At 37.6% G+C, this 26,071-nt stretch carries 27 protein-coding genes; 17 read left to right on the forward strand and 10 right to left on the reverse strand.

Annotated elements, in window-relative coordinates; translation table 11 throughout:
* Nucleotides 1-9 precede the first annotated feature (9 nt).
* From JGE69_RS04555 to JGE69_RS04570, 4 genes are all read left to right on the forward strand, one after another.
* Nucleotides 10-948, forward strand: coding sequence for an ABC transporter permease (locus JGE69_RS04555; RefSeq protein ID WP_000881922.1), 939 nt, complete (start codon nt 10-12; stop codon nt 946-948).
* Nucleotides 949-955: 7 nt separating this feature from the next.
* Entirely contained in the window at nt 956-2,098 is a 1,143-nt protein-coding gene (locus tag JGE69_RS04560; protein ID WP_014206615.1) for an ABC transporter permease, read from the forward strand.
* A gap of 12 nt (nt 2,099-2,110) precedes the next feature.
* Nucleotides 2,111-3,844 carry an ABC transporter ATP-binding protein gene (locus tag JGE69_RS04565; protein ID WP_199112454.1) on the forward strand — a complete coding sequence of 578 codons (1,734 nt, stop codon included), beginning with the start codon at nt 2,111-2,113 and terminating at the stop codon, nt 3,842-3,844.
* Between the two features lie 107 nt (nt 3,845-3,951).
* Complete coding sequence (locus tag JGE69_RS04570; RefSeq protein ID WP_199113229.1) at nt 3,952-4,611, forward strand: SOS response-associated peptidase family protein; 660 nt, start codon at nt 3,952-3,954, stop codon at nt 4,609-4,611.
* 59 nt (nt 4,612-4,670) lie between these two features.
* On the opposite strand, the gene JGE69_RS04575 is transcribed toward JGE69_RS04570, so the two are convergent.
* Entirely contained in the window at nt 4,671-5,039 is a 369-nt protein-coding gene (locus JGE69_RS04575) for a hypothetical protein (protein ID WP_017399519.1), read from the reverse strand.
* A gap of 294 nt (nt 5,040-5,333) precedes the next feature.
* Here JGE69_RS04575 and JGE69_RS04580 point away from each other — a divergent pair, with 294 nt between their 5' ends.
* Together JGE69_RS04580 and JGE69_RS04585 are read left to right on the forward strand one after the other, a co-directional pair.
* Complete coding sequence (locus tag JGE69_RS04580) at nt 5,334-6,191, forward strand: 3'(2'),5'-bisphosphate nucleotidase CysQ (RefSeq protein ID WP_199112455.1); 858 nt, start codon at nt 5,334-5,336, stop codon at nt 6,189-6,191.
* 57 nt (nt 6,192-6,248) lie between these two features.
* Nucleotides 6,249-6,983 (forward strand): histidine phosphatase family protein, encoded by a 735-nt coding sequence (locus JGE69_RS04585; RefSeq protein WP_002117975.1) that lies wholly within the window; start codon nt 6,249-6,251, stop codon nt 6,981-6,983.
* A gap of 57 nt (nt 6,984-7,040) precedes the next feature.
* Here JGE69_RS04585 and rpsT read toward each other — a convergent pair whose 3' ends face one another.
* Nucleotides 7,041-7,307, reverse strand: coding sequence for a 30S ribosomal protein S20 (rpsT, locus tag JGE69_RS04590; protein WP_002117906.1), 267 nt, complete (start codon nt 7,305-7,307; stop codon nt 7,041-7,043).
* Nucleotides 7,308-7,519: 212 nt separating this feature from the next.
* Here rpsT and JGE69_RS04595 point away from each other — a divergent pair, with 212 nt between their 5' ends.
* The 8 genes from JGE69_RS04595 (at nt 7,520) to JGE69_RS04630 (ending at nt 16,777) form a co-directional block, all read left to right on the forward strand.
* A complete protein-coding gene (locus JGE69_RS04595) occupies nt 7,520-8,185 on the forward strand; it encodes an NAD(P)H-binding protein (RefSeq protein WP_017399521.1) in 666 nt (221 codons plus the stop codon).
* A 12-nt stretch (nt 8,186-8,197) separates the two neighbouring features.
* Nucleotides 8,198-8,704, forward strand: a complete 507-nt coding sequence (gene rraA, locus JGE69_RS04600; protein ID WP_199112456.1) for a ribonuclease E activity regulator RraA — start codon at nt 8,198-8,200, stop codon at nt 8,702-8,704.
* 21 nt (nt 8,705-8,725) lie between these two features.
* A complete protein-coding gene (locus JGE69_RS04605) occupies nt 8,726-9,508 on the forward strand; it encodes a glutathione S-transferase N-terminal domain-containing protein (RefSeq protein WP_078210398.1) in 783 nt (260 codons plus the stop codon).
* Nucleotides 9,509-9,651: 143 nt separating this feature from the next.
* Complete coding sequence (locus JGE69_RS04610; RefSeq protein WP_025466564.1) at nt 9,652-10,584, forward strand: Dyp-type peroxidase; 933 nt, start codon at nt 9,652-9,654, stop codon at nt 10,582-10,584.
* A gap of 81 nt (nt 10,585-10,665) precedes the next feature.
* Nucleotides 10,666-11,022: a hypothetical protein gene (locus JGE69_RS04615; RefSeq protein ID WP_199112457.1), complete on the forward strand. Its 357-nt coding sequence runs from the start codon at nt 10,666-10,668 to the stop codon at nt 11,020-11,022.
* A gap of 134 nt (nt 11,023-11,156) precedes the next feature.
* On the forward strand, nt 11,157-14,618 hold the full coding sequence (gene mfd, locus JGE69_RS04620; protein ID WP_199112458.1) for a transcription-repair coupling factor: 3,462 nt from the start codon (nt 11,157-11,159) through the stop codon (nt 14,616-14,618).
* A 201-nt stretch (nt 14,619-14,819) separates the two neighbouring features.
* Nucleotides 14,820-15,254: an HIT domain-containing protein gene (locus JGE69_RS04625; RefSeq protein WP_002117900.1), complete on the forward strand. Its 435-nt coding sequence runs from the start codon at nt 14,820-14,822 to the stop codon at nt 15,252-15,254.
* A gap of 56 nt (nt 15,255-15,310) precedes the next feature.
* Nucleotides 15,311-16,777: an adenylate/guanylate cyclase domain-containing protein gene (locus tag JGE69_RS04630; protein ID WP_101663532.1), complete on the forward strand. Its 1,467-nt coding sequence runs from the start codon at nt 15,311-15,313 to the stop codon at nt 16,775-16,777.
* 55 nt (nt 16,778-16,832) lie between these two features.
* On the opposite strand, the gene fdx is transcribed toward JGE69_RS04630, so the two are convergent.
* The 8 genes from fdx to JGE69_RS04670 all read right to left on the reverse strand — a co-directional run bounded on the left by fdx (nt 16,833) and on the right by JGE69_RS04670 (nt 22,948).
* Nucleotides 16,833-17,171, reverse strand: a complete 339-nt coding sequence (fdx, locus tag JGE69_RS04635; protein ID WP_002117947.1) for an ISC system 2Fe-2S type ferredoxin — start codon at nt 17,169-17,171, stop codon at nt 16,833-16,835.
* A gap of 17 nt (nt 17,172-17,188) precedes the next feature.
* Nucleotides 17,189-19,048 carry a Fe-S protein assembly chaperone HscA gene (hscA, locus tag JGE69_RS04640; protein ID WP_199112459.1) on the reverse strand — a complete coding sequence of 620 codons (1,860 nt, stop codon included), beginning with the start codon at nt 19,046-19,048 and terminating at the stop codon, nt 17,189-17,191.
* A gap of 37 nt (nt 19,049-19,085) precedes the next feature.
* Nucleotides 19,086-19,604, reverse strand: coding sequence for a Fe-S protein assembly co-chaperone HscB (gene hscB, locus JGE69_RS04645; RefSeq protein ID WP_002117921.1), 519 nt, complete (start codon nt 19,602-19,604; stop codon nt 19,086-19,088).
* 90 nt (nt 19,605-19,694) lie between these two features.
* Nucleotides 19,695-20,015 (reverse strand): iron-sulfur cluster assembly protein IscA, encoded by a 321-nt coding sequence (gene iscA / locus JGE69_RS04650; protein ID WP_002117986.1) that lies wholly within the window; start codon nt 20,013-20,015, stop codon nt 19,695-19,697.
* A gap of 30 nt (nt 20,016-20,045) precedes the next feature.
* A complete protein-coding gene (gene iscU, locus JGE69_RS04655) occupies nt 20,046-20,432 on the reverse strand; it encodes a Fe-S cluster assembly scaffold IscU (protein WP_002117907.1) in 387 nt (128 codons plus the stop codon).
* A gap of 66 nt (nt 20,433-20,498) precedes the next feature.
* Nucleotides 20,499-21,716, reverse strand: coding sequence for an IscS subfamily cysteine desulfurase (locus tag JGE69_RS04660; RefSeq protein WP_002117998.1), 1,218 nt, complete (start codon nt 21,714-21,716; stop codon nt 20,499-20,501).
* A 1-nt stretch (nt 21,717) separates the two neighbouring features.
* Complete coding sequence (locus tag JGE69_RS04665; RefSeq protein WP_002117915.1) at nt 21,718-22,191, reverse strand: Rrf2 family transcriptional regulator; 474 nt, start codon at nt 22,189-22,191, stop codon at nt 21,718-21,720.
* A gap of 109 nt (nt 22,192-22,300) precedes the next feature.
* On the reverse strand, nt 22,301-22,948 hold the full coding sequence (locus tag JGE69_RS04670; RefSeq protein WP_044100457.1) for a hypothetical protein: 648 nt from the start codon (nt 22,946-22,948) through the stop codon (nt 22,301-22,303).
* 208 nt (nt 22,949-23,156) lie between these two features.
* Here JGE69_RS04670 and JGE69_RS04675 point away from each other — a divergent pair, with 208 nt between their 5' ends.
* From JGE69_RS04675 to JGE69_RS04685, 3 genes are all read left to right on the forward strand, one after another.
* On the forward strand, nt 23,157-23,612 hold the full coding sequence (locus JGE69_RS04675) for a phasin family protein (RefSeq protein WP_199112460.1): 456 nt from the start codon (nt 23,157-23,159) through the stop codon (nt 23,610-23,612).
* A gap of 169 nt (nt 23,613-23,781) precedes the next feature.
* The gene (locus tag JGE69_RS04680; RefSeq protein WP_001043034.1) at nt 23,782-24,054 is read left to right on the forward strand and encodes an HU family DNA-binding protein; all 273 of its coding nucleotides are present in this window, start codon (nt 23,782-23,784) and stop codon (nt 24,052-24,054) included.
* A 131-nt stretch (nt 24,055-24,185) separates the two neighbouring features.
* Nucleotides 24,186-26,051 (forward strand): SurA N-terminal domain-containing protein, encoded by a 1,866-nt coding sequence (locus tag JGE69_RS04685; protein ID WP_032056987.1) that lies wholly within the window; start codon nt 24,186-24,188, stop codon nt 26,049-26,051.
* Nucleotides 26,052-26,071 lie beyond the last annotated feature (20 nt).

A 26,071-nucleotide genomic window follows, 5' to 3' on the forward strand; every position in this document is an offset into this window, starting at 1 on the left:
ATTATCACTATGCTGGCATATGTTATTCGGCGGTTATGGCAGATGATTCCAACTATGTTGGGGGTAGTCTTACTTATTTTTATTCTTTTTAACTGGGTAGGTGGCGATCCTGCTTATATTTTAGCGGGCAAGATGTCTAATCCTGAGCAGATTGAAAACATTCGTAAACAGTTAGGTGTCGATCAGCCTTATTACGTTCAGCTCTGGATTTTCATTAAACAAATACTGACTTTTGATTATGGTGCAAGTTGGAGTACTGGCGAACCTGTTTCTCAAATTATTTTAACCCGATTAGGACCCTCGCTTACGCTTTTAATCCCACTGACTATTTTACAGACGGTTATTTCAATTATTTTGGCATTAGCTGTTGCTGCGGTACGGGGCTCTCTAACCGACCGTATGGTCATGATGCTATGTACTATTGGCATGTCGATCAGCATCTTAGTTTACATCATCGTTTTTCAATATGTTCTGGCGTATCAGCTAAGTTGGTTTCCTGTGCAAGGCTGGAGCGACACCTTTACTGATAATTTATTTAAGTTTGCCTTACTACCAATTCTAATCATGTTGGTGGTGAGTATTGCACCGACTTTACGTTTATATCGTAGCTTTGTGCTTGATGAAATTAATCAGGACTATGTTCGAACAGCACGTGCTAAAGGTGTGGGGGAAAGTCGAATCTTAGGTGTACATGTACTGCGTAATGCTTCAATTCCCATTATTACCGATGTGATGTCAACTTTACCTGCATTGCTCATAGGCGCATTTTTAATTGAACGTTTTTTTGGTATTCCTGGGATTGGTCGAGAGGTGATTATTGCAGTTGAGCGGAGTGATTTTCCTGTTATTAAAGCAATTACAGTTTACATCGCAGCTGCAACCATGATTTTTAACCTGATTGCCGATTTGGTCTACAAAGTGGTTGATCCACGTGTACAGTTGAAGTAGGTGGGCTATGCTGAGCGTTTTATCAAAAAGAAAACAACAAACAAAAGCCGAAGCTCATTCATCTGGCCTATGGAAACTTGCCATGCGTCGTCTTCGGGCCGACAAGATCGCAATGTCATCGCTAGTGATTGTATTGCTTTATTTTATTATCTTGGTTCTATCAATGACGGGCGTGATTGCATCTGACTGGAATAAAGAGGTAGCCGTAAGTTATGCACCGCCTACATTTATAGGGGCAGATAAGACAACAGATGCAGGGCAAAAGGCGGCAGCGATTGAAGAAGAGTTACCAGAAAATCCAGTCGATCCTTTAAAAGATGTAATTGATAAGCTTAAGGCTGAAATTAAACAAGAAAAGAGCTCTGGAAGTGCAATTGATTATTATGGTGTAGTTGACCCATTAGCCGATGATATGAAAGCGATCGATCAGCAACTTGGAGGACATTTACTTGATCAACAAGCAGAACTGAAAAGTACCCTTGTGTTTGGAGCTGATAAATGGGGACAGGACGTTTTAAAGAAAACTATTAAAGGTGCTGAAACTTCAATTATTGTTGGGGTGATATCGGCTTTACTTGCAGTAGGAATTGGTACACTTTTAGGCGCAATTTCTGGATATTTCGGTGGTTGGGTTGATGATATTCTCAACTGGTTTTATAACATTTTTACCTCAATTCCATATTTGTTATTAGTTCTCGCGATTGCTGCAGTACTTCAACAAAAAGGTATTTTGTCTATTGTTCTGATTTTAGGTTTAACGGGCTGGACGGGTGTTTATCGATTAATTCGTGCAGAATATATGAAACATACTGCACGTGAATACGTTCTTGCTGCCAAAGCAATTGGTGTTGGTCACTTCCGCCGTATGTTCATTCATATTTTCCCAAATGTCAGCCATATCGCTTTGGTCCAAATGTCAATTCTGGTGGTGTCTTTCATTAAATCTGAGGTCATCTTGAGTTTCTTAGGCTTCGGTGTGCCAGTAGGCGTAGTGTCTTGGGGGAGTATGCTAAATGAAGCACAAAGTGAACTTCTTTTAGGCAAATGGTGGCAGCTTGTAGCAGCCTCTGTCGCAATGGCTGTTTTGGTTACGGCATTTTCAATGTTTACTGACGCACTTCGTGATGCGTTAGATCCAAAGCTAAAATAAGAGGAAGGTCAAATGTTAGAACAAGAAAATAAGAATGTGCCGTTACTGCATGTTAAAAATTTACGAGTAAGTTTTAAAGGTGAAGATAAGCAATATATTGAAACCGTAAAAGGAATTACTTTTGATATTCCTGCAAATACTACGGTTGCTTTAGTAGGTGAGTCGGGTAGTGGTAAATCGGTTACTTCTTTGGCAACTATGGGATTGTTGCCTGTAGGTCAGAGTAAAATTGATGAGCAAAGTAAAATTATATTTGAAGGCAAAGATTTACTGAGCTTATCTCGTAAAGATATGCGCAAAATCTGTGGTAAAGACATAGCCATGATTTTTCAGGAGCCGATGTCATCATTAAATCCAGTTTTTACGGTTGGCAATCAAATTGCAGAAGTGTTGTGTTTGCATATGGGGTTGAGCCGTAAACAGGCTCGACAACGCGTTTTAGAGTTGCTTAAAGAAGTAGGTATTCCTTCACCTGAAACTAAAATTGACGCCTATCCAAATCAACTTTCGGGTGGTCAACAACAACGTGTCATGATTGCTATGGCGATTGCGTGTGAGCCTAAACTGCTCATTGCCGATGAACCGACTACGGCCCTTGATGTCACGATTCAAAAACAAATTATTGATTTACTCGAGTCATTGCGTAAGCGCCGTCAAATGTCGATGCTTTTTATTACCCACGATTTAGCATTGGTCGGTGAAATTGCAGATAAAGTCATTGTAATGCGTCATGGCGAGATTAGAGAGCAAGGTGCTGCTGAACAGGTTCTTGAACAACCTAAAGATGTATATACGAGAGCTTTGTTATATTGCCGCCCGCAAATGTCACAACGACCTTATCGTTTGCCTGTAACGAGCGATTTTATGCGTCAAGAAGACGATGTATTGGTCGAACAAAGTTTTGATGTCTCAGAAATTCCCGAGCGCAAACGTGGTTTAATTGGTGAGGAGAAAATCATCTTAGAAGTAAAAGACCTGAAAAAAAGCTTTTATAGCCGTAAAGGTCTATTTGGCAAAGAAGAGTTTCAGGCCGTAAAAGGAGTTTCTTTTAAGCTGGCTAAGGGTAAAACTTTGGGTTTAGTCGGAGAGTCTGGATCAGGTAAAACGACTGTTGGGCTATTACTCATGCGCTTACATCAAGCATCTGGTGGGCAAGCTTTCATCGAAGGTAAAGATATTCTTTCATTAACTGAAAAAGAGTTTGCTAAATATCAACGGAAAATCCAGATCATCTTTCAAAATCCCTATGCGTCTCTTAATCCACGCTTTACCATTGGACAGATTTTATTAGAGCCTATGCAAATTCATAACATTGGTAAAGATGATGCAGAGCGTAAACAAATTGCCCTTGGACTGCTTGAGCGAGTGAATCTGCCTGAACAAGCTTACTACCGATATCCGCATGAGTTTTCAGGTGGACAACGTCAACGTATTGCCATTGCACGCTGTTTAACGCTAAAGCCTGAAATTTTGATTTGTGATGAATCCGTTTCGGCCTTGGATGTTTCAGTTCAGGCACAAGTACTTAATTTATTACAAGACTTACAAGATGAGTTTGGGCTGAGTTATATCTTTATTTCACATGACTTATCGGTTGTGAAATATATCTCTGATCAGGTCATGGTCATGAATCATGGCGAGGTTGTAGAGATAGCCAATTCAGATGAACTCTATGCACATCCTCAACATGATTATACTAAACGACTATTACAGTCGATTCCTCAAGGGATTCAACACGTTTCATGAGCGTAAAGTTATGTCGTTAAGGGCACTTTCGAGTGCCTTTTTATTTGGGTTATGCGGTAAATACTTATAAAATAAAAGAAGTAAATGTGGAGTATTTTATTCTTGCTATGTGCGCCAATTTTAAACCTTTAACGCTTGCCCAATTACAGCAACTTCAGTTGCCTGTGGTCGGCTTTAGCTATGCCGAAGAGGTTTATCCTGCTGGAACAATGCCACTATTATTCAAATCATCACAAGGGTTTGAATGGCGCGAAGTGATGTTTGGATTGGTTCCTAAATGGGCTGAAGATACAAATATAGCAAAACATACCTACAATGCCCGTCATGAGACTATTTTCCAAAAACCTAGCTTTCAAGAAGCCGCACTTAAATGTAAATTCGGTGTGATTCCAGTGTCCGAATTTTATGAAAGTAAGTATATAAATGATAAGCCAGAGCGGTGGGGGGTGCGCCGTAAAGATGGACAGGCTTTTTTTATTGCAGCAATCTATGAAATTTGCAAAATGAATGAAACGATTATTCGTTCTGCAAGCATGTTGACCATGGACGCTATAGACCATCCAATGATGAAAGACTTTCATGAGCCGGGTGATGTTAAACGATCAGTTATTGTGATTCCACATGACCGACTAGATGAATGGTTAAGTTTAGAATCACCAGATATTTCCAGCTTTATCGAAGGTTTTCCAGTTGAAGAGTTTGAATGCTCTCATGTCCCAAAAGAAAAAATTATAAAACCTACACCTCAGTTAAGCATGTTTGACTAATCTATCTAAAATTAAGATGAGGTTATTGATGTCAAATTTGAATCAATAACCTATATCACTTATTCAATATCTTTACTTAATGTTTGTACCTCGGAATCTTCAGCTAAATAGCTCAATTCAATCGGTGAAATCACAAAAGTTGTATTATCTGAGGTCTGTTTAAATACAAAACCATATTCAAAAGATTGGCTATTTTTACTTGGTAACCAGAATAGATAAGGGCAGCCTGTATAGCTACCATCCCAACCCATTTCTCTAGCGAGAGCTAAAGCTGTATCAGATTTCGCTATGATTTCTTTGAGTGATTCTTTATCTCGTGTTGAGACATCACCATCATCATCTGCAAATGTTTGTAGAAACTCATTTAAGGGCTTAAGGTCTTCCCAGTTATGTTCTATTGTCGAGAAATGATATCCATATAGCATCATGTGCACTTTCTTCCATCTTGTTATTGTGTCCTTGAACATACCAAGAAATATATGAAAAGGAAATGGATAAATCTGATTTAAGTTGTTTATTTTTCATAACTTATAGAGTGTTTTTTGTACGGAATAAAGGCTTTTATAAATAATATAATTATTCATATTAACTAAATAGTATAGGTGGAAAGCAACGGCCTAATGATTAAGATAAATTACTATTTTAGTAAATCAAACTGTTGGCGAATATGGAATTGTTCATAATTCACTTATAATAGAAATGAAACTATGTAGAGCATATTTATGTTTATAACAACTACGCGCCCACAGGATAATTTAATTAATCAACTTCTGCCGATTCTGGAACAGGCGAGTCAGATTTTACTAGAAGAATATCAAAACTATTCTGCGGGTTATGAGTTTACTATTCATGAAAAGCAAGATGATTCACCTGTAACCCAAGCAGATCTAAAGGTAAATAGATTTTTATTAAAGCATCTTGCAGAGATTACTCCAGAGTTGCCTGTATTGTCTGAAGAAAGTGATTATAGTGCCCGTCATGACTGGTCTACTTGTTGGATGTTAGATCCGCTTGATGGTACGAAGGAGTTTATACATGAACGTGATGAATTTACGATCAATCTAAGCTTGATCAACGGCAAAGAAACAGTTTTCTCAGTTATTGCTGTGCCATGTGAACAAGTTGTGTACTTAGGATATCTGCAAGATTTACCTTTTAAATATAGCTTTAGCCAACAACAATGGTATCAATATCAGGTCAATTCAACTTCGTTAGATGCCCCTATACAAATAGGACTTAGTCACGGTAGTAAAAATCCAAAATACCAAAAATTTATTCAACCTATAGAAAAAGAACATCGCATTATTCGACGAGAAGCAGGAAGTGCCTATAAGTTTTGCATGATGTTAGAAGGTGAAATAGATATTTACCCACGCTTTCATCCTACTTCTGAATGGGATACAAGTTCTGGTCAAGGTCTGTTAGAAAGTATAGGCGGTGGTTTACTTACTCTGGATGGAAAACCTTTTGAATATAACCAAAGAAACACGGTTTTAAATAAGGGCTTTATCGCTTTTCGTGATCAGGAAAGCAAAAAAATAGCATTTGAAGCATTAGCCCAATCAGGTGTTATAGATTGAGAGTTATGCCAGACATGTTATAGTGGCAAAGTATTGAAAAAAGATGACAAGATAAAGATGGCACTCGATTTATTGCCTAAAAGTATGTTTGAAGCAATTGATTTATTGCCCGATGCTTCAACTCCTGTAACCTTATTTACGCGCCATTCTTTAAGAGAACTTGTAGATGGGCAGGGCTTGGCTGGTTATGATCTCCAACTTACTCCTCAAGGACGTGAGCTTGCGCAGGCATGGGGTAATTATTTAATCAAAAATACAGATCGTGTTATTCAGCATTGTATTTCAAGTCCAATACAACGCTGTGTCGATACGGCTGCGCTCATGATCGAAGGGGCTGACGATGTAAGTCCTCAATCAAATACTCATACGATTGAAATTATTGAGCAAGGGCTACTTGTTGAACCAGGTAGCTTTGTGTTGGATATACAACAAGCTGCTCCTTATTTTAAAAAGCAGGGCGCTTTAGGCTTTATTAATAGTTTTGTAAATAATGCATTACCGGGTATGAAACATCCTATTACGGGTGTTTTAGATGTACTAGAGCTTATTTACCGAACTCATCCAAAAACTAAAGGCGGTCTTAGTTTAGCTGTGAGTCATGACACGATTATTGCAGCAATTGTTGCTGTAATTTCTGGCGAAAATAAAATTAAGAAAGAAGACTGGCCGGAAATGATGGAAGGATTATTTGTCTGGTTTGAAGGTGAAGAGTTTCCAAATTGTAAATTAAAGTGGATTTGGAGAGGAAAAGCCTATGAGCTGAATGTAGCTAAATTTCATAAAGTGCTATAAGCTCAAAAACGATAGATAATAAAAAAAGCCCTATTGGGCTTTTTTTACATGTTCAAATTAGTTAGCTAACGCTTTAACTTGAGCATTTAAACGGCTCTTATGACGAGCAGCTTTATTTTTGTGGATGATGCCTTTATCAGCCATGCGGTCGATTACAGGAACAGCTTTTTTGTAAGCTTCTGTAGCAACAGCATAATCACCACCAGCGATTGCACTTAAAGTACGTTTGATGTAGGTACGAACCATAGAACGCAAGCTTGCGTTGTGTTTACGCGCTGTAACGTTTTGACGCGCACGTTTTTTAGCTTGAGCAGAGTTTGCCACTCTTGCACTCCTTGAAAATAAGTTGGTCTGGGCGGGCTGTGGTCAATTCAGTAAACTGGTGTAACCATCACCAGCCCGTAAACAAGTGCCATATTGTGATGAATCAACACCGTGAAGTCAAGCCTTGCGAGCATTTTAAGCGGTTTTAGGGGCTGCTAAAACGGTAAGAAAAGGTTAAATTTGATACAAACTTAAAGAGGGTTGGATAAAAAATGACTATAAGTACTAAAAAAGCAATCGTGATAGGTGCTACGGGACTTGTGGGTTTAGCGCTTGTCGAACAGCTTGAGCAAACTCCGGAATTTGAAGCGATTACTGTTGTGGTCAGAAAAGAATCACAACTACTTAATACATATAAAAAAGTTACTCAACTCGTTATAGAGGATTTTTTATTACTCAATGATGAAGATGTGAATGGCCATACCCATGCATTTAGCTGTCTTGGAACAACATTAAAAATGGCTGGTTCAAAACAGGCTTTTTACGCTGTAGATTATGAAATCAATGCTCATTTAGCAGATTTAGTGCAAGATAAACATATTCATCTATTGCTAGTAAGTGCCCTTGGAGCAAATGCAAATTCTCCAATTTTTTATAATAAAGTGAAAGGACAGTTAGAAGATTATATTGAGAGTCTAGAACTCGAAAAACTATCTATTTTTAGACCGTCTTTACTGATTGGTAAACGCAGCGATGTACGGTTTATTGAAGACTTAGGGCAGAGTCTATTTAAACTTATTGAGAATAAATTTCAAAAGCCATTCAAATATAAGCCAGTAACTGCCGAGCAATTGGCTCATACGATGGTCGTAGCGGCGCTAACGCAAATTGAAGCCTTTAAACGATATGATAATCTGAGCATACAACAAACTCGATAAGGGAGTATTAAAGTGTCGACAGTACCATTTGTAACATGTGATTTATTAGATGATAACCCTGAAAAAGGCTTACAGGTTGTAATCCCATCAATGGATGGCAAGTTCTTTCAAAGTTATGGAGCTCGTAAAACTTTTGGGGGACAGGTTGTAACAGTAAAGTGCTTTGAAGATAACTCACGTGTAAAAGAGTTATTGGCAACAGATGGTACAGGTAAAGTATTAGTTGTGGATGGTGGTGCATCTATGCGCTGTGCACTCATGGGTGATTTGATTGCTGAGTCAGCAGTTAAAAACAACTGGAATGGTGTGGTGATTTACGGTTGTGTACGAGACGTTGATGCACTTTCGACCTTAGATTTGGGAGTACATGCATTGGCTGCAATTCCACAAAAAAGTAATCGTAAGGGCATTGGTGAGGTAGATATTAATTTGTATTTTGGTGGAGTCACAATTCAATCTGGTGATTTTATCTATGCTGATAATAATGGGATTGTGATAGCAAAAGAAAAATTAGTCTAATTCTCTAATATAAAGGAAGGCATGATGGTGATTCATCAAATTAAAGTACTTCAAGCAGTTGTATCTGCAATTGCTGAAGGTGGTAGAGGTGTTTCAGGAACAGCATTTCCACAACAACCTGTAAAAGCTTTGAAACTATATGAATTTGAAGGTTCACCATTTTGCCGTCGTGTTCGTGAAGTGATTACACTTTTGAATCTGGACGTTGAAATTTATCCATGTCCTAAAGGTGGAACAAAGTATCGTTCAGTTGTAAAAGAAAAAGGCGGTAAATTACAGTTTCCATTTTTAATTGATGAAAATACTGGCGATCAGCTATATGAATCACAGGATATTATTCATCATTTATTTAAACATTATGGTAAGACAGGGAAAACACCGCAGAAATTTTCGAGTTACCCAAACATGCCTTATGTTGCAGTTGCAGGAACTATATTAAATGGAGCTCGTGGAATATGGATAAATAAAAAAATTGTTGATAGAGCTGCACCTGAGCAAAAACTTGAGTTATGGAGTTTTGAAGCAAGTCCGTATTCACGAATTGTAAGAAGTCTACTCTCTGAACTTGAGCTACCATATATTTTGCATAATGTGGCAAAAGAGAGATGGCAAGATATGGGACCTGCTATTCTTCGCTTAAAACCTGGTAAATACATACCTTTAGAAGGCGGAAAAAGAGAAAAGCTGTTGCCGATTATGCAAGGTAAAATGCAAGTACCATACTTGGTAGACCCAAATACGGGAGTGAAGATGTTTGAGTCGGCTCAAATCGTAAAGTATTTAAAAAAGCAATATGGACGTTGATTAAGGTTAATTTGAGTAAGGGTTTAAGGCGGTTTACTTAAACTCTTATCAACATCAGATTTATTAACAGGCTGTATGAAAAAAATATGAGTATGCTAAATTAATAAACTTAAATACCTAAAAAGGCATATTTTATGGAATGTATGAGAATTCAACCTGTAACGAGTGCTCCTGGTGAAAATGCATTATTTATTGTATTGGGATTAGCTCAAGGTGATTCTGTAATAGAAAAAGTAAAAGATTTTGCTGCTAATTTTTCAGCACTAACCAGAAGTCTCTTTAATCGTTATCCAGATAGTAAATTTAATGCTACTTTAGGTTTTAGCTCAAATGCATGGGATATATTATTTCCAGAGCAATCCAAGCCTCAAGAGTTACAACCATTTCAAGAAATTAGAGGTCCGAAATACACGGCTGTCTCAACTCCGGGTGATTTATTTTTTCATATACGTGCTGATCGTCAGACTTTATGTTACGAGCTAGGTAATATAATTAATCAACAGCTTGGTAAAGTAACTTATCCAATTGATGAAGTTCATGGTTTTCGTTATTTTGACGGTCGTGCAATTATTGGCTTTGTGGATGGAACAGAGAATCCTGAACCTGTTATTGCAGCACAGTGGGCATTAGTAGGCGATGAAGACCCTGACTTTATCGGGGGAAGTTATGCTTTTATCCAAAAATATACACATGATATGGACAAATGGCGTTCATTAACTGACGAAGAGCAAGAAAAAGTGATCGGCCGTAAAAAGTTCAATGATGTTGAGCTCGGCGATGATGAAAAACCTTTAACGGCTCATAATGTCGTTAGTAAAGCTCATGATGCAGAAGGTAATGAACTTAAAATTATGCGAGCTAATATGCCTTTTTCAAATCCGTCTAGAAATGAATATGGCACATTCTTTATTGGCTACTCGCGTAAATTTAGTACAACCCGACAAATGCTTGAGAACATGTTTTTAGGCAATGAGCATGGTAACCTAGATCGGTTACTTGACTTTAGTACTGCTCAAACAGGTACTTTATTTTTTGTACCGACTGTAGATTTTCTTGATGATTTAGGCGATGAATAATCTTTAATTTAGAAAACTCAAATGATGGGAGTGACTAGGTTACTTCCATCATTTAAATTGAAATAAATATGATGTGATGAAATGTTTAAAAAGATAACACAGCTTTTTCAAGGCTCGAAAGAGACACCTGAACAAACGTACTTGCAAGAGAATCAATTAAAATTTGATTCTGAACGTGGGCCTATCATTAATGATGTAGTGATTAATCATAAGTGGTCAGAGCATCTTGAATATTTCTCAAACCGTAAATTACAGAATTTTGATAATCTTCAAAAGTTATTTCAAATTACGCCACAAATTAATGAAAAGATTGATTTAGAAATCGCAACACAGCGCTATGTTGCAAGATTGGAAAATACTCAAGAAAAGCTACTTCAACTCAAAGCGATTATACAAATTTTAAATCAATATTACGTTCTGTTTTTGCGTGATAAATAATCATAGTTAATTGATTAAAAAATATAAAAAGTAGGGCCAACTAGTAGTTTGATTTTCAAAAAAATAACTCATTTCACTAAAAACATCATGCTACTATTGAGCTCATATCTTTTTAGCTGATAAAAGCCATATACATGTTTCAACAAGAAATCTCTCAATTGAATTTACAACAGCTCAAAGCCGGTGAAAAGCGTTGGGTAGGGTCGTTATTAGGTTCGTCTGCTGCATTATTATTCAAAGAAATTGCCGTTCAGCATTCATCTTTGCTCGTTGTAGTAGCTCGAAATAACCAACATGTTGCTCAGTTAGAAAGTGAACTTGAATTTTATGGCATAAAACCGACAATTTTCCCTGATTGGGAGATTTTGCCGTATGACCGCTTGTCACCTCATCAAGATATTGTTTCAGAACGACTCGCGATTTTATCCAATATGCCGCAACAAGGTGTATTGCTCATTTCAGCAAGCACTTTAGCTCAAAGAGTTGCACCATATTCTTGGGTTTTAGGTGAGCATTTTGATATACGTGTGGGGCAAAAATTTGATTTAGAACAACAGAAGCTACGTTTAGTACAGGCTGGGTATCATTTAGTAGATACAGTTTACGACCATGGTGAGTTTGCTGTACGTGGCAGTATTATGGATATTTTTGCATCTGGTCAGGATGCACCTATCCGTATTGACCTATTTGATGATGAAATTGATACTTTAAAATTCTTTGATCCAGAAACACAAAGAACCACCACAACTTTAAAAAGTTTTACAGTTCTTCCCGCGAAAGAGTTCCCATTAAAAGAAGCTCGTTCCATTTTCAGAGATCGTTATTCTGAACTTTTTCCCACCGCAAATCCTAAGAAAAACCCAATTTACCAAGATGTTCTTGATGGGATCGCATCTCCGGGAATTGAGTTTTATTTACCGTTATTTTTTGATAAAACTCACATGCAGTCTCAAAGTACACTTACAACGTACTTTCCAAAGAATTGCATTGTAATTACAAATAATGATATAGATATTGATTTAACCAGTTTTTGGAAAGAAGTTTTTCGTCGCTATGAAGATAGACGCCATAACGCAGACCAGCCAATTCTCCCTCCTGATGAGTTATTTATTGCACCAAATAACTTACTAAGTGCTTTAAATCAGTTCCCGCGTATGCTTGTGAGCGCTGAAGCAGTTGAAGAAAAAGCTGGGGCTCTAAATCTTAAGGTTGAGCAACCACCTAAGCTGCCAGTTGATCCGAAAAAAGAAAAACCATTTGCTGTAGTTAAAAAATATATTGATGAAGCAAATCATCCTGTTTTATTGGTTGCAGAAAGTGCTGGTCGACGTGAAAGTTTAAGAGATGGCTTGCGTGCTAGTCTGGGAGATATTCCTAGCGTAGATAGTTTTGAGCAATTCCAGAAAAGTCAGTTTGCGATTGCTATTACGAATGCGCCATTAGACCGTGGGTTGCTTTTAACCGATCAATTGTCTGTTATTTCAGAAAATCAGTTATATGAGCATCGGGTAGTCCAACGTCGTCGTAAACGTCAGCAAGAAGTTTCAGAAGAGTTCCTAATTCGTAGTTTGACCGAATTAAGCATAGGTGCTCCTGTTGTTCATATTGACCATGGTGTAGGGCGTTATGCTGGGTTAATTACTTTAGCAATTGAAGGGCAAGATTACGAGTTCTTGCAATTAGACTATGCTGAAGAGGCAAAAGTTTATGTGCCTGTGACTAACTTGCATCTTATTAGTCGTTACAGTGGTGGAGATCCGGACTTAGCACCATTACATAAAATTGGAACTGACGCGTGGAGTAAGGCTAAACGTAAAGCTTTAGAACAAATTCATGATGTTGCAGCAGAGTTGTTACATATACAAGCACGTCGTCAGTCAAAACCTGGTTTTGGTTTTGAAGTCGATCAGTCGCTTTATATGCAATTTGCGAGTGGATTTGCGTATGAAGAAACACTTGATCAAGCCAATGCTATTGAAGCGACACTTTATGATATGCAACAAGCTAAACCGATGGATCGACTTGTTTGTGGGGACGTTGGTTTTGGTAAAACAGAAGTTGCAATGCGAGCAGCATTTGTTGCGGTGCAAAATGGCAAACAGGTCGCTGTTTTAGTACCGACGACATTGCTTGCTCAACAGCATTATGAGTCTTTTAAAGACCGCTTTGCCGACTGGCCTGTTCGTATTGAAGTATTATCACGCTTTGGTTCAAATAAAACGCATACGAAAAATATTGAAGATCTTGCTGACGGTAAAGTCGATATTGTGGTGGGCACCCATAAACTTTTACAAGAAAATGTGCAGTTTAAAGATCTAGGCTTAATGGTGGTCGACGAAGAACACCGTTTTGGTGTGCGTGATAAAGAGCGTATTAAAGCATTACGCGCAGATGTTGATATGTTAACGCTTACAGCTACACCAATTCCACGAACTTTAAATATGGCTTTTTCGGGTATGCGTGATTTATCTATCATTGCTACACCGCCAGCCCGTCGTTTAGCTGTTAAAACCTTTGTACAAGAACATACCGAAGCATCTATTAAAGAAGCGATCTTGCGTGAGTTACTGCGTGGTGGACAAGTATATTTCTTGCACAATGAAGTTGATACGATTGAGAGAGCAGCTGAAAATATTCGTGTGCTTGTCCCTGAAGCTCGTGTAGCTGTTGCACACGGACAAATGAGGGAAAGAGAACTTGAGCAAGTCATGCAACAGTTCTATCACAAAGAATACAATGTATTGGTATGCTCAACAATTATCGAAACCGGAATCGATGTTCCAAATGCCAACACTATTTTGATAGAAAGGGCCGACAAACTAGGTTTAGCTCAACTACACCAATTACGTGGCCGTGTAGGACGTTCACACCACCAAGCCTATGCCTATTTATTGGTTCCTTCGATAAAGCATTTAAAAGGTGATGCTGAAAAACGTCTAGATGCAATTCAACGTGCTTCAACTCTTGGTGCTGGTTTTATGCTGGCTACAGAAGATTTAGAAATTCGAGGCGCAGGTGAGCTTTTAGGTGAGCAGCAAAGTGGCTCAATGCAGGCAATTGGATATAGCCTATATATGGAAATGCTGGAAAAAGCTACTAAAGCGATTCAGCAAGGTAAAACACCGAATTTTGATGCGCCTTTATCATTAACTGCAGAAATTAATTTACACATTCCTGCACTAATTCCAGATGAGTATCTAGGTGACGTCCATCAGCGTTTATTATTCTATAAGCGTATTAGTAATACAGATACCCAAGAAAAGCTCGACAATATCCGTATGGAGCTTATTGACCGTTTTGGAGTTCCACCGCAATCAGTTAAACACTTATTTAGTGTTCACCAAATTCGACTGAAAGCTGAACAGCTAGGGATTACTAAGATCGATATTAATACGCAAGGTGGCAATATTGAATTCTCGCCTGATACACCTGTTCAGGCCATTAGTATTATTCAACTCATGCAAAAACATCCAACCTATTATCGTATGGAAGGTGGTCAACGTTTAAAGGTTATGGTTCAGCTTGAAGAGCAGGAAAAACGAATCCAATTTATTAATGATTTATTAGCGAAATTATTGAATGAATTACATGCTTAAATAGTGTTTTAAAGTGATTTTCATTCTATACAAATCCTTTGTGTGTTGATAACAGAGTTTTATGCACGATTTCTCGGTCTATGAGGGGAATAAGTGCATAAAATCATTGTTATTTGTAATCAAACCAGACACTAGCAATACTCACATCAAAACTGATGTGATAGTATTAGCCATTATTGTTTATTGTCATTTATAAAAGATATGTTTAGTTTGCATCCACAACTTGCTCAAGATACTTTTTTTGTAGGCGATTTTCCGCTTTCAACATGTCGTTTAATGAATGATATGCAATTCCCTTGGCTGATTTTAATCCCTCGTGTGCCGGGAATCACAGAATTATATGAGTTGAGCCAAGCTGACCAAGAACAGTTTTTGCGCGAATCAAGTTGGTTGTCTAGCCAGCTATCTCGTGTATTCCGAGCTGATAAAATGAATGTTGCAGCTTTGGGGAATATGGTGCCTCAATTGCATTTCCATCATGTTGTACGTTATCAGAATGATGTTGCATGGCCTAAACCAGTTTGGGGTACACCAGCTGTTCCATATACAAATGATGTGCTGGCTCATATGCGTCAAACCCTTATGCTTGCGCTACGTGGTCAAGGCGACATGCCTTTTGATTGGCGCATGGACTAAATCAATGCAATGCCACATTTATATGAATGTGGCTACATTGAGGTGTGGAGGATAGGGTGCAATTAGAGAGGTTTATCGATAGAGAGCCTAAGCAGTTTGCATATTTTCATCGTTTGATGGGATATTCAATTCTGTCATTAATTTTAGTGATCTATGCTTTTACCTCACCGAATACAAATTATCAGATCTATGTTCCACCTTTTTTCCTATTTCTGCTTTTTATTAGTTCGAAGTTAGAACATTGGCTTCAGTACCAATTCGATAAAAAAACTCAAAAAAGTGTTTTCTTTGCAATCGATGCAATTGTTGTGGCCGTTACCTTAGCAGGTCTGCATCTTAATTTGGTGCCTACATTTATTGCAATTTTTGCATTATTTTATTCAGCAATTAATAGTCGTATTTCTTTCGCAGTCATTTGTTTGACCAGTTTGTTAGGCGCGATTATTTTTTATTTAAGTACTTTCTTTTTATTTGGTTTTTATACATATTTTGAACCTACTAGCCAAGAGTTGACTGTAATTACACTTCTTGGCTTGGTTATGTTTATTACTATCGGAAACTACTACCAGCATCGTTGGGTTAAAAAAATCAGTCAGCAGCGTCAACATTACTATGATCAAATGACCCGCTATATTGCTTTTGCTAATCAATTAAGTCGTTATGCGCCATTACAGTTATGGCAATCTATCATGCGCGGTGAGGCTGAAGCAAAGATTGAATATAAGCGTAAAAAAATGACGGTGTTTTTTTCTGATATTCAGGGTTTTACAGAGTTATCAGAAACTTTAATTCCAGATGATTTAGCATTCTTGCTTAATGATTATTTAAGTCATATGACGGAAATCGCTAAACAGTATGAAGCCACAGTCGATAAATTTATGGGTGATGCCATCCTCATATTTTTTGGTGATCCGAATTCACAAGGTGTGGAGCAAGATGCCAAAGCCTGTGTAGAAATGGCAATCGCTATGCGTCAGCAAATGAAATTGTTGCGCGAGCGCTGGAAAAAAATGGGTTACTCAGCATTGCATATCCGAATGGGCATTAGTACTGGTTATTGCCACGTAGGAAATTATGGGGCAACACATCGTATGGCTTATACGATTGTAGGTCGTGATGTGAATTTAGCGGCTCGTCTGCAATATGCTGCTGAAATAGATGAAATCTTAATTTCAGATGATACTTATCAATTAATCAAAAGTGATTTCCTGTGCGCACCTAAAACACCGATTTATCTAAAAGGTATTCAAGGTGCCGTAAAGACATGGCAAGTGATGGAGAAATATACAGGCAATAAATCGGATCATCAGCAATGGTTCGATTATGAGTATAAAGGCTTTCACTTGGTACTTAATTTAGAAGAAGTACAAAACTATGAATATCCTGAATTAGTAGAAGTGCTTGAGAAGATGATTCAACGAATTAAAGTTCAACAAACTTTAGTAAATACTCAAGGTATTGCACAGTTAAAACTTGAAGATGAAGTTAAACCTTTAGAAATAGACCAGCAAGATCAGGTTTAGAGTTTATAAAATATAAAAAAAAGCTGCTTTAAAAGCAGCTTTTTTATTAACATGATTAATGATTTTCTGAAGCATGGTTAATTGTATATTTAGGAATCTCAATTTCTAAATCTTCATCCACAACTTTTACTTGGCATGAAAGGCGAGAATCCGGTTCAAGACCCCAAGCGCGATCTAAAAGATCTGCTTCAACATCATCCATTTCTTCTAAGCTATCAAAACCTTTACGAACTACTACGTGACATGTTGTACAAGCGCATGACATGTCACATGCATGTTCGATTTTAATTCCTCGATCAAGCAAACTTTGGCAAAGATTTGCATTCTGTTCAACTTCAAATTCTGCACCTTCAGGACAAAATTGAGCGTGAGGAAGTACTTTAATGCGGGGCATATTGATCACCTATACCTTTAGTTTGAATTTGACCAATCTTCAAGTTTTGTACCTTTTAAGGCGTGGTCAATATGTCGATTCATACGTAGTGCAGCAAAAGCATCACTATGTACTTTAAGTTGTTCTACAGCTTTTTCAATCGCTTGAATATCATTGCCTTCAAGTTGTACTTTAAGCATATTTTCAGCGGTTTTAAGTGCTTCGAGTTGCTCATCATTGAGTAAATCAGCATCAACTTTCAGTGCTTGTTCTAATGCTTCAAGCTCACGTTGAGCTTCAACTTTGGTTTCTTTTAAATGACGCAGATTTTTGTCTTCTTCTGCGTGTTGAAAACCTTCAATTAATAAGCGTTCAGTGTCAGACTCTGATAAACCATAAGATGGTTTAATATCAATTTGAGCTTGTACACCTGAAGTTGTTTCACGAGCTGAAACAGTAAGCAAGCCATCTGCATCTACCTGAAAGGTAACTTCAATACGTGCTTGACCAGCAGTCATTGGAGGAATGCCATGAAGAACGAATCTTCCTAACGATCGACAGTGTTCGACTAAATCTCTTTCACCTTGAACTACATGAATCAGCATGGCAGTTTGGCCATCTTGATACGTAGTAAACTCTTGGCGACGAGCAACCGGAATAGCTGTATTACGAGAAATAAGACGCTCTACTAATCCACCCATGGTTTCTAAGCCAAGAGAAAGAGGAGTAACATCTAAAAGTAGTGAGCCGTCTTGGCTGTTTCCAATTAATTGATTGGCTGTGATAGAAGCTCCAATCGCTACTACTTCATCAGGATTAATCGTGCAAAGTGGTTCTTGATTAAACACATTGCGAACTGCTTGCTGAACAGCATACGAACGGGTAGAGCCACCTACTAAAACAACATTTTGAATATCTGATAACTCAAGTTTTGCATCACGTAAAACGCGTTTGCAAACACTGATTGTTTTGTCTAAAGCAACTTGAATAATGCTCTCAAAGGTTGAACGATCAAGTGTTAGTACATTTTCAAGTAGTTTTAACTGAACGGATTCTTGTGTAGAGAGTTGTTCTTTTGCTTGGCGAGCAGCAACAATAAATACTGCATAGTTTTCATCACTTAGCGTATCAATATTTAATTGTTTTTTAGCCCACTTAACAATGAGACGATCTAAATCATCACCACCTAAAGCAGTATGACCACCTGTAGCTAATACCTCAAAGACACCTTGTGAAAAACGTAGGATTGATACGTCGAAAGTACCACCACCTAGGTCATAAATCACATAGTTATGATCTGTAGCTAAATTCGTTTCTTGATCTAAACCATAAGCCACAGCAGCAGCAGTTGGCTCATTTAAAAGACGTAGTACATTCAACCCAGCCAGCTGTGCAGCATCGCGTGTTGCTTGACGTTGTGCTTCATCAAAATAAGCTGGAACAGTAATTACGGCTCCATTTACTGGGTTTTGTAAACTAGATTCAGCACGTTCTTTTAGTTGTTTTAAAATTTCAGCTGAAATTTCAACAGGCGTTTTACGACCAGAACGTGTCTCGAAAGCTGGCATCTCATTTTCAGAACCCACTAATTCATATGGGTGTTGAAATTTGATATCTGCTTTTGAGCGTCCCATAAAACGCTTTACAGAAACAATTGTATTTTTTGGATCAGCAATAATGAAAGGTTTTGCTTCTTCACCATAATGAGTGCCATCATTTCCATAATGCACAATAGAAGGAAGAAGTCGTCTTTCTTTTTCGTCGTTAAGGACTTTTGGTTTGCCTGATAACACTGTCGCAACTAAAGAATGTGTTGTTCCTAGGTCGATACCAATCGCAATGCGGTGTTCATGTGGGGCACTGGATTGACCCGGTTCAGCAATTTGCAAAAGTGCCATGAGTTAAATCCTTTGAATATAAATTGGAAAAAGCAAATTAAAAATCATCGTCTAAATCAAAGTTGTCTTCATCATCCAACAGTTGATCTTCTGCTTTTTCAATATCGTTAAGAACGCGCTGAAAGAAACGTAATTTACGTACAGTATCTCGAGCTTCGCCCCAATCTTCATCTGAGTAGTCAATCTTAAATTCGCGAACTAAGCCATCAATCCACTGAAAAACTTCTTGCTTAAGAGTACTTAAATGCTCTTGTGAAGTTGCTTCATCAAGTTGCTCACGAAGTTCTAGAGCTGATTGTAGGAACTCAAAATCACTAATGGATTGATCAAGGTGATGATCTTGCTTTTTTAATGCTAATAGATAAGCAGCGCGGCTATCTACTTGCGAAAGTACTTTAAAAGCTTGATTAATTTCACTTGATTTGATCAATGCCTGATCTTTATCTTCTGCTTTATCTGGGTGATATTGCTGTTGCAAACTTAAGAAACTAGATTTTAAGCTCGCCAAATCGATATCGAGTTCTACGGGTAAATTGAACAACTCAAAATGATTCATTAGAAAGGAGGTCCACGTTAATTAAATACATTAAAACAGTGCTATAAAAAGTCACTGTTTTAATGAAAAGGATGGAAGGAGAAGAGGGAGTTATACAGTGAAAGACTCACCGCAACCACATTCACCTTTTTTGTTGGGATTGTTAAATTCGAACCCTTCGTTAAGGCCATTCTTTACGTAATCCATTTCTAAGCCTTCTAAATAGACAAGACTTTTCGGATCTACAAAAACCTTAACGCCAAATTGTTCGAAAACTTGGTCATGTTCATCGACAGAATCAACAAATTCGAGAACATAAGCCAACCCAGAACAACCAGAAGTTTTCACACCCACGCGAATGCCTTCACCCTTACCTCGATTTTTAAGGTAATTGCTAATATGAGTCGCAGCATTTTCAGTTAAATGAATCATGAAAACTCCAACGTTTACAATGGTAACAAATTAAGCTTTAGATTTTTTACTGCGGTAATCATCAATCGCAGCTTTAATTGCATCTTCAGCTAGTACAGAGCAGTGAACTTTTACTGGAGGAAGAGCAAGCTCAGTTGCGATATCAATATTTTTGATCGCTTGAGCTTCATCAAGAGTCTTACCTTTTAACCATTCAGTTACAAGTGAGCTTGATGCAATTGCAGAACCACAACCATAAGTTTTGAAGCGTGCTTCTTCAATCACACCACTATCATTTACCTGAATTTGTAAACGCATCACGTCGCCACATGCAGGTGCACCCACCATGCCTGTACCAACATTTTCAGAGTTTTTATCTAAAACACCAACATTACGTGGGTTTTCGTAATGATCAATTACCTTTTCGCTATAAGCCATTTCGCTTCTCCAAACCTCGGGGTCAGCCTAATATTAATATGAGGGTTAAAACACTAATTTCAATAATTAGTGTTCTGCCCATTCAACTGTAGAAAGATCGATACCTTCTTTGTACATATCCCAAAGCGGAGAAAGTTCACGTAATTTCTCAACAGCGGCTTTGGTAATTGTAAGCACGTGGTCAATGTCTTCTTCAGTTGTGTATTTACCAAAACTAAAGCGGATTGAGCTGTGTGCTAGCTCATCAGATAAACCTAATGCGCGAAGAACATATGAAGGCTCTAAAGTTGCAGAAGTACAAGCAGAACCACTTGATACAGCAGCATCTTTAAGAGACATCATTAAAGATTCACCTTCAACAAAGTTGAAGCTAACATTTAAATAGTTTGCAACGTTTTGAGTTGGGTGACCATTTAAGAACACTTGTTCAAGGTCTTGTAAACCGTTCCAAAGTTTGTCACGAAGTTTACGGAGACGCTCTTGTTCTGCATGCATTGTTTTGCCTGCAATTTCAAAAGCTTCACCCATACCAACGATTTGGTGAGTAGCCAAAGTACCAGAACGCATACCACGTTCATGACCACCACCATGGATTTGTGCTTTTAGGCGAACACGTGGGCTACGACGTACATATAATGCGCCGATACCTTTTGGACCATAAATTTTATGAGCAGAGAAACTCATAAGATCAATTTTCATAGTAGATAAGTCGATATCAACTTTACCAGCTGCTTGCGCTGCATCTACGTGGAAAAATGTTTTGTTGGCACGTGTTAATTCACCAATCGCCGCTACATCTGTAACTGTACCAATTTCATTGTTTACCATCATAAGAGAAACAAGAATAGTATCTGGGCGAAGGGCAGCCTTAACCATTTCAGGAGTAATTAAACCTGTTTGTGGCTCTGGCTCTAAATAAGTAATTTCAAAACCTTGTTCTTCTAATTCACGACAAGGATCTAGAACAGCTTTGTGTTCAATTTTACTTGTAATGATATGTTTGCCTTTAGATGCATAGAATTGAGCTACACCTTTAAGGGCAAGGTTATCTGATTCAGTTGCACCAGAAGTCCAAACGATTTCACGTGGATCAGCTTTAATTAAATTTGCTACTTGCTCACGTGCATATTCAACTTTTTCTTCTGCCTGCCAGCCATAAGCGTGTGAACGAGACGCAGCATTACCAAAGGTACCGTCGAAAGTTAAACACTCCATCATACGTTCTGCAACTTGCGGATCTACTGGAGTGGTTGCTGCGTAATCAAGATAAATTGGACGTTTCATATCAAATACCTGTACCCGATAAAAGAGCTGAATCTGTGCCAGTTACATTTTGGCGTAATGCAACAGTTTGAACGTTGTCTCGGCTAATGAGGTCGGCAAGAGAGATTTTTGCTAAATAGTCGGCAATATGATGAGAGAGTTCTTGCCATAAATCGTGAGTGAGACACATTGCACCATTTTGGCAGTTACCTTTATGGTCACAACGTGTTGCATCAACCGTTTCATTTACAGCTTCAATAATTTCTAACACAGTAATTTCATCAGCATTTCGAGCCAAATGGTAACCACCATTTGCACCACGAACACTAGAAACTAACCCATGACGCTTAAGTTTTGCGAATAACTGTTCTAAATAAGCAACTGAAATGGATTGGCGTGCGGCAATTTCGGCGAGCGTGATCGTTTGTTCAGTTGGCTGCAAAGCTAAATCAAGTAGAGCAGTCACTGCGTAGCGACCGCGAGTTGTAAGGCGCATGATTCGATACACATGTTAAGACTAGATAATAGGATTTTATGAATCCCGACTAAAATAGTCAAGTTTTTTTATTTTTAATTCAAGTGTAGGAACAAAATAGAAAAATAAATTAGGCAACCCACAAATTATATATGAAATAAACAATAAATATTAGGCTAATTATACCAAAGGAGAAGTTAATATTTCGTTGACGTCGTTGTAAGCGAGTAATTCGATTTTGATACTGTTTAATTTCCACGTGAAGGGAGTTAATCTCTGATCTTTGTTGATCAATTTTCTCAAGTAATGGAGCGATCCGTTTACGTGAAGCAAGGGTTTCAGCTTCATCATCTGGAGTGTTAAACCACTGTTTCCAGTCAACTAGCAATTTTGGAAGAGTTAAATGAGAAATTAAATCTAGAAGCTCCTTTTTCGTTTCCTCATCACCATCAATACGCATATTTTTAAGACTGCGTTGGTTAGAAAAACCAAAAATTTTAATTAAATCGATAAGCGTACTATTGATCTCAAGATCAATACGTCTATCAAAAGAATGAATATCGAATAACAAACCTTTTTCTGTAAATTGAACATAGAAGTCAAAGAAAGGTAAATAGCTATTAATACGAATCGTTGTTTTGTTCAAAATAAACTTTTTCGCTTGCAAGCGAAGGGCACCATCGTGGGTGAGAATAAATGAAAAAAAAGTTTCTAAAATAATTAGAACAATATTCAGCAACAGACGCGGATGTTTTTGTCTTTGTTGCGTTTCACTCATAAAAGTTTATCCTTAGAAATAGCAATTAACCGAAGAATGGGACATCCTATCCCAAACTTAACACAATGTCGTGTTAAATATATTTACATGACTTATTTGCTTTGTAGAACAGTTTTGTAAATGGATCAAGTCTTTACTTTGTTATTATAGAAATATTTTGTGGTCAAATCAGTCATCATTTCTCTCATCTGATTAGGAGTTTAGATTAATGGATAATGCAAATACAGATACCCAGATAGAAGAGTCCGAGGAAAAAAATAAATTAAAATCAAGAAGTTCAAGAAAATCAGCTTTAGATTTTAGAAAGTATACTAAGCAAATTTGGCTAGCAGGACTTGGTGCTTTTTCACGTGCGGAAGAAGAGGGAAATAAGCTCTTTGATTCTTTGGTTAAAGTGGGTGAGGAGCTAGAATCAAAAACTGGAGACTTGGCAGACAATACTGTTGGCAAAGTCACAGAAAAAGCAAAAGAATCTGTATCTGAAACAAAAGACAGAGTAGAAAAGATTCTTGATACGAGTGTTAATCACTCTTTAAACCGTATTGGATTGGTGACACCAAAGGATTTGCAACACATCGAACAGCTGCTCGTACAACTGCATATTAAGGTGGATGCTTTAATAGAAGAAAATCAACAGTTGAAAGCAAAATTGAATAAAAAGTAAAAAAATGTTGGGATTTAGCAAATATATAACAGTTTTTTAGCATTTATTTTTGCTAAAAGCCCTGCTCTAGTATTGCGTTTTCCCCTAAAGCATTGCTATAAAGGCGTCATGGCCTTTTAAACTATAGCCTTGGACCTTAAACAAACGATATTAAGAGGATGTTTTATTCATGAATAAATCAGAATTAATCGATGCAATTGCTGAAAAAGGGGGAGTATCTAAGACTGATGCAGGCAAGGCACTCGATGCGACAATTGCGTCAATTACTGAAGCACTTAAAAAAGGTGACACAGTAACTTTAGTTGGTTTTGGTACTTTCAGTGTTAAAGAACGTGCTGCACGCACTGGTCGTAACCCTAAAACTGGTGAAGAGCTTCAAATTAAAGCAACAAAAGTACCTAGCTTTAAAGCTGGTAAAGGTCTTAAAGATTCAGTAGCTTAATCTTTTAAGATGAATAAACGCGCCAATATAGGCGCGTTTTTTATTAAATATCTGAATTGACCAATATTGCTCATTCATTGATTGTGGTTTTTCAGTTAAAATTCTCCTCGAAATAAAATATTGGAATACTTATGGAATCGTTTCGTACAGTCATTAAGGGTTGGCTCGGCAAAGTCCTTCTAATTTTGTTTTTGACCCCTTTAGCACTTGTAGGTATTGAAGGATATTTTAATAGGGGAAACAAGGCTGATGTTGCTAAGACAGTAAATGGCCAAGAAATATCTAAAAAAGACCTTGAAACTTTAACTCAGTCTTACAAAGAACAATATTTAGCTGCTGTTAAAGGGGATGAAAGTTTACTTAATTTGCCTGTCATTCAGGCTAAGGCACTCGATATTTTGGTGTCACGTAATCTATTAATACAGCAAGCAGAAAAATTAGGTATCTCTTTGAGTGATGCTCAAATTGAGCAAATGTTAGCTCAGCAGCCTAGTTTGCAAGAGAATGGTCAATTCTCACAAAAACTCTATGAAAATTACTTACGTTCTATTGGCATGACGAGTCAGGGTTTAATAGCAAGCCTACGTCAAGATCATGCTTTGAAAATGTTAACGTCAACCTTTGCTGATTACTCTTTAGTAAGCAAAGTTGATCTAATGCAAATTGCGAATTTGCAAACTGAACAACGTACGTTACATTTAGCTAGTATTAAATTAGATGCTTACAAAACAGGTTTAACTGCATCTAATCAAGAAGCTACAGATTACTATAACAAGCATCAAAATGAATTTAAGCAACAGGCTTCGGTTGATGTTGATTATGTTGTCTTATCTCCATCAATGATGGCTAAACCAGCTCCTGCAACTGAAGCTGAACTTCAGCAAGCTTATGCAAAGTTTGTTGAAACTCAGAAAAAAGATGCTAAACGAACTGTAAAGCATATTTTAATTACTACTGATGCTCGTGATGACGCAGCTGCTCAAAAACTTGCAAAAGAAGTTTATGCGAAAATTCAGGGTGGTCTTTCGTTTGCCCAAGCTGCATCGCAGTTCTCTGAAGATCCTAGTTCAAAAGCAAAAGGTGGTTTAGTTGAAGCATATGCTCCAGGTGTTTTCTCGGATGCATTTGATAAAACTGTTTTAAGTTTGAAAAATGGACAAGTTTCGCAGCCAGTAAAAACACAATATGGTTATCATATTATTGAAGCAGAAACTCAAGCTAACCAAATTCCTTCATTTGAAGCTGAGAAAGCGCGTTTAACGGCTGAGGTTGAAAAGAATAAAGTTGCTACGGTTTATTCAGATGCCGTAAACAGTTTGAATGAAACAATTGTTGGTAATGATTCTTTAGAAGCTGTTGTACAAGAAGTAAAAGGTGCAAAAGTTGAATCATTGAATGGTGTAACTTTAGCAACTCAAAACCCATATTTAAGTGATCCAAGTGTCAAAATTAAGTTATTTAATGATGATGTGAAAAATGGTGACCGTAATGCATCATCTAATATTCAATTAGCAAATGGTGATACGGTATGGGTTAAAGTGCGTGATTACCACGCAGCTGGTGTAAAACCATTAGCGCAAGCGATGAATGAAGCAAAAGCCAAAGTTATCGATGCAAAAGCGCGTAAAGCAGCCCAAGCAAAAATTGCTACCATGTTGACTGAGTTTAAAACTCAACCAGCAGAACAAGTAGTTGCTAAAAATAAAGTCGCATTTGAATCAGCTGGCGTATTTAGTCGTTCACAGGGTTTAAAGCGTGAAATTGAACGTGCAGCATTTAGTTTAGCTACCCCTAAACCAGGTATGTGGTCTGTTACAACAGCAAACTTACCAAATGAACTGGTAGTCGTTGCAGTTTCAAATGTAAATTCATCAGCCGCTAATGCTATTCCTGCTGATCAATTACAACAGCTAAAACAACTTTATCGTCAATCTCGTGGTCAACAAATATTGGAAGATTACAGCCAATATTTAAAATCACATGCAAAAATTAAATAATAATTTGATCAAATAAAAAA

Origin of the sequence: Acinetobacter sp. C13, assembly GCF_016809775.1 — a bacterium.
GTDB lineage: Bacteria > Pseudomonadota > Gammaproteobacteria > Pseudomonadales > Moraxellaceae > Acinetobacter > Acinetobacter pittii.

Coding starts and splice junctions, on each gene's coding strand:
- JGE69_RS04555 (WP_000881922.1), top strand. CDS start 10: ATGCTGGCATATGTTATTCGGCGGTTATGGCAGATGATTCCAACTATG.
- JGE69_RS04560 (WP_014206615.1), top strand. CDS start 956: ATGCTGAGCGTTTTATCAAAAAGAAAACAACAAACAAAAGCCGAAGCT.
- JGE69_RS04565 (WP_199112454.1), top strand. CDS start 2,111: ATGTTAGAACAAGAAAATAAGAATGTGCCGTTACTGCATGTTAAAAAT.
- JGE69_RS04570 (WP_199113229.1), top strand. CDS start 3,952: ATGTGCGCCAATTTTAAACCTTTAACGCTTGCCCAATTACAGCAACTT.
- JGE69_RS04575 (WP_017399519.1), bottom strand. CDS start 5,039: ATGATGCTATATGGATATCATTTCTCGACAATAGAACATAACTGGGAA.
- JGE69_RS04580 (WP_199112455.1), top strand. CDS start 5,334: ATGTTTATAACAACTACGCGCCCACAGGATAATTTAATTAATCAACTT.
- JGE69_RS04585 (WP_002117975.1), top strand. CDS start 6,249: ATGGCACTCGATTTATTGCCTAAAAGTATGTTTGAAGCAATTGATTTA.
- JGE69_RS04595 (WP_017399521.1), top strand. CDS start 7,520: ATGACTATAAGTACTAAAAAAGCAATCGTGATAGGTGCTACGGGACTT.
- JGE69_RS04605 (WP_078210398.1), top strand. CDS start 8,726: ATGATGGTGATTCATCAAATTAAAGTACTTCAAGCAGTTGTATCTGCA.
- JGE69_RS04610 (WP_025466564.1), top strand. CDS start 9,652: ATGAGAATTCAACCTGTAACGAGTGCTCCTGGTGAAAATGCATTATTT.
- JGE69_RS04615 (WP_199112457.1), top strand. CDS start 10,666: ATGTTTAAAAAGATAACACAGCTTTTTCAAGGCTCGAAAGAGACACCT.
- mfd (WP_199112458.1), top strand. CDS start 11,157: ATGTTTCAACAAGAAATCTCTCAATTGAATTTACAACAGCTCAAAGCC.
- JGE69_RS04625 (WP_002117900.1), top strand. CDS start 14,820: ATGTTTAGTTTGCATCCACAACTTGCTCAAGATACTTTTTTTGTAGGC.
- fdx (WP_002117947.1), bottom strand. CDS start 17,171: ATGCCCCGCATTAAAGTACTTCCTCACGCTCAATTTTGTCCTGAAGGT.
- hscA (WP_199112459.1), bottom strand. CDS start 19,048: ATGGCACTTTTGCAAATTGCTGAACCGGGTCAATCCAGTGCCCCACAT.
- hscB (WP_002117921.1), bottom strand. CDS start 19,604: ATGAATCATTTTGAGTTGTTCAATTTACCCGTAGAACTCGATATCGAT.
- iscA (WP_002117986.1), bottom strand. CDS start 20,015: ATGATTCATTTAACTGAAAATGCTGCGACTCATATTAGCAATTACCTT.
- iscU (WP_002117907.1), bottom strand. CDS start 20,432: ATGGCTTATAGCGAAAAGGTAATTGATCATTACGAAAACCCACGTAAT.
- JGE69_RS04660 (WP_002117998.1), bottom strand. CDS start 21,716: ATGAAACGTCCAATTTATCTTGATTACGCAGCAACCACTCCAGTAGAT.
- JGE69_RS04665 (WP_002117915.1), bottom strand. CDS start 22,191: ATGCGCCTTACAACTCGCGGTCGCTACGCAGTGACTGCTCTACTTGAT.
- JGE69_RS04670 (WP_044100457.1), bottom strand. CDS start 22,948: ATGAGTGAAACGCAACAAAGACAAAAACATCCGCGTCTGTTGCTGAAT.
- JGE69_RS04675 (WP_199112460.1), top strand. CDS start 23,157: ATGGATAATGCAAATACAGATACCCAGATAGAAGAGTCCGAGGAAAAA.
- JGE69_RS04680 (WP_001043034.1), top strand. CDS start 23,782: ATGAATAAATCAGAATTAATCGATGCAATTGCTGAAAAAGGGGGAGTA.
- JGE69_RS04685 (WP_032056987.1), top strand. CDS start 24,186: ATGGAATCGTTTCGTACAGTCATTAAGGGTTGGCTCGGCAAAGTCCTT.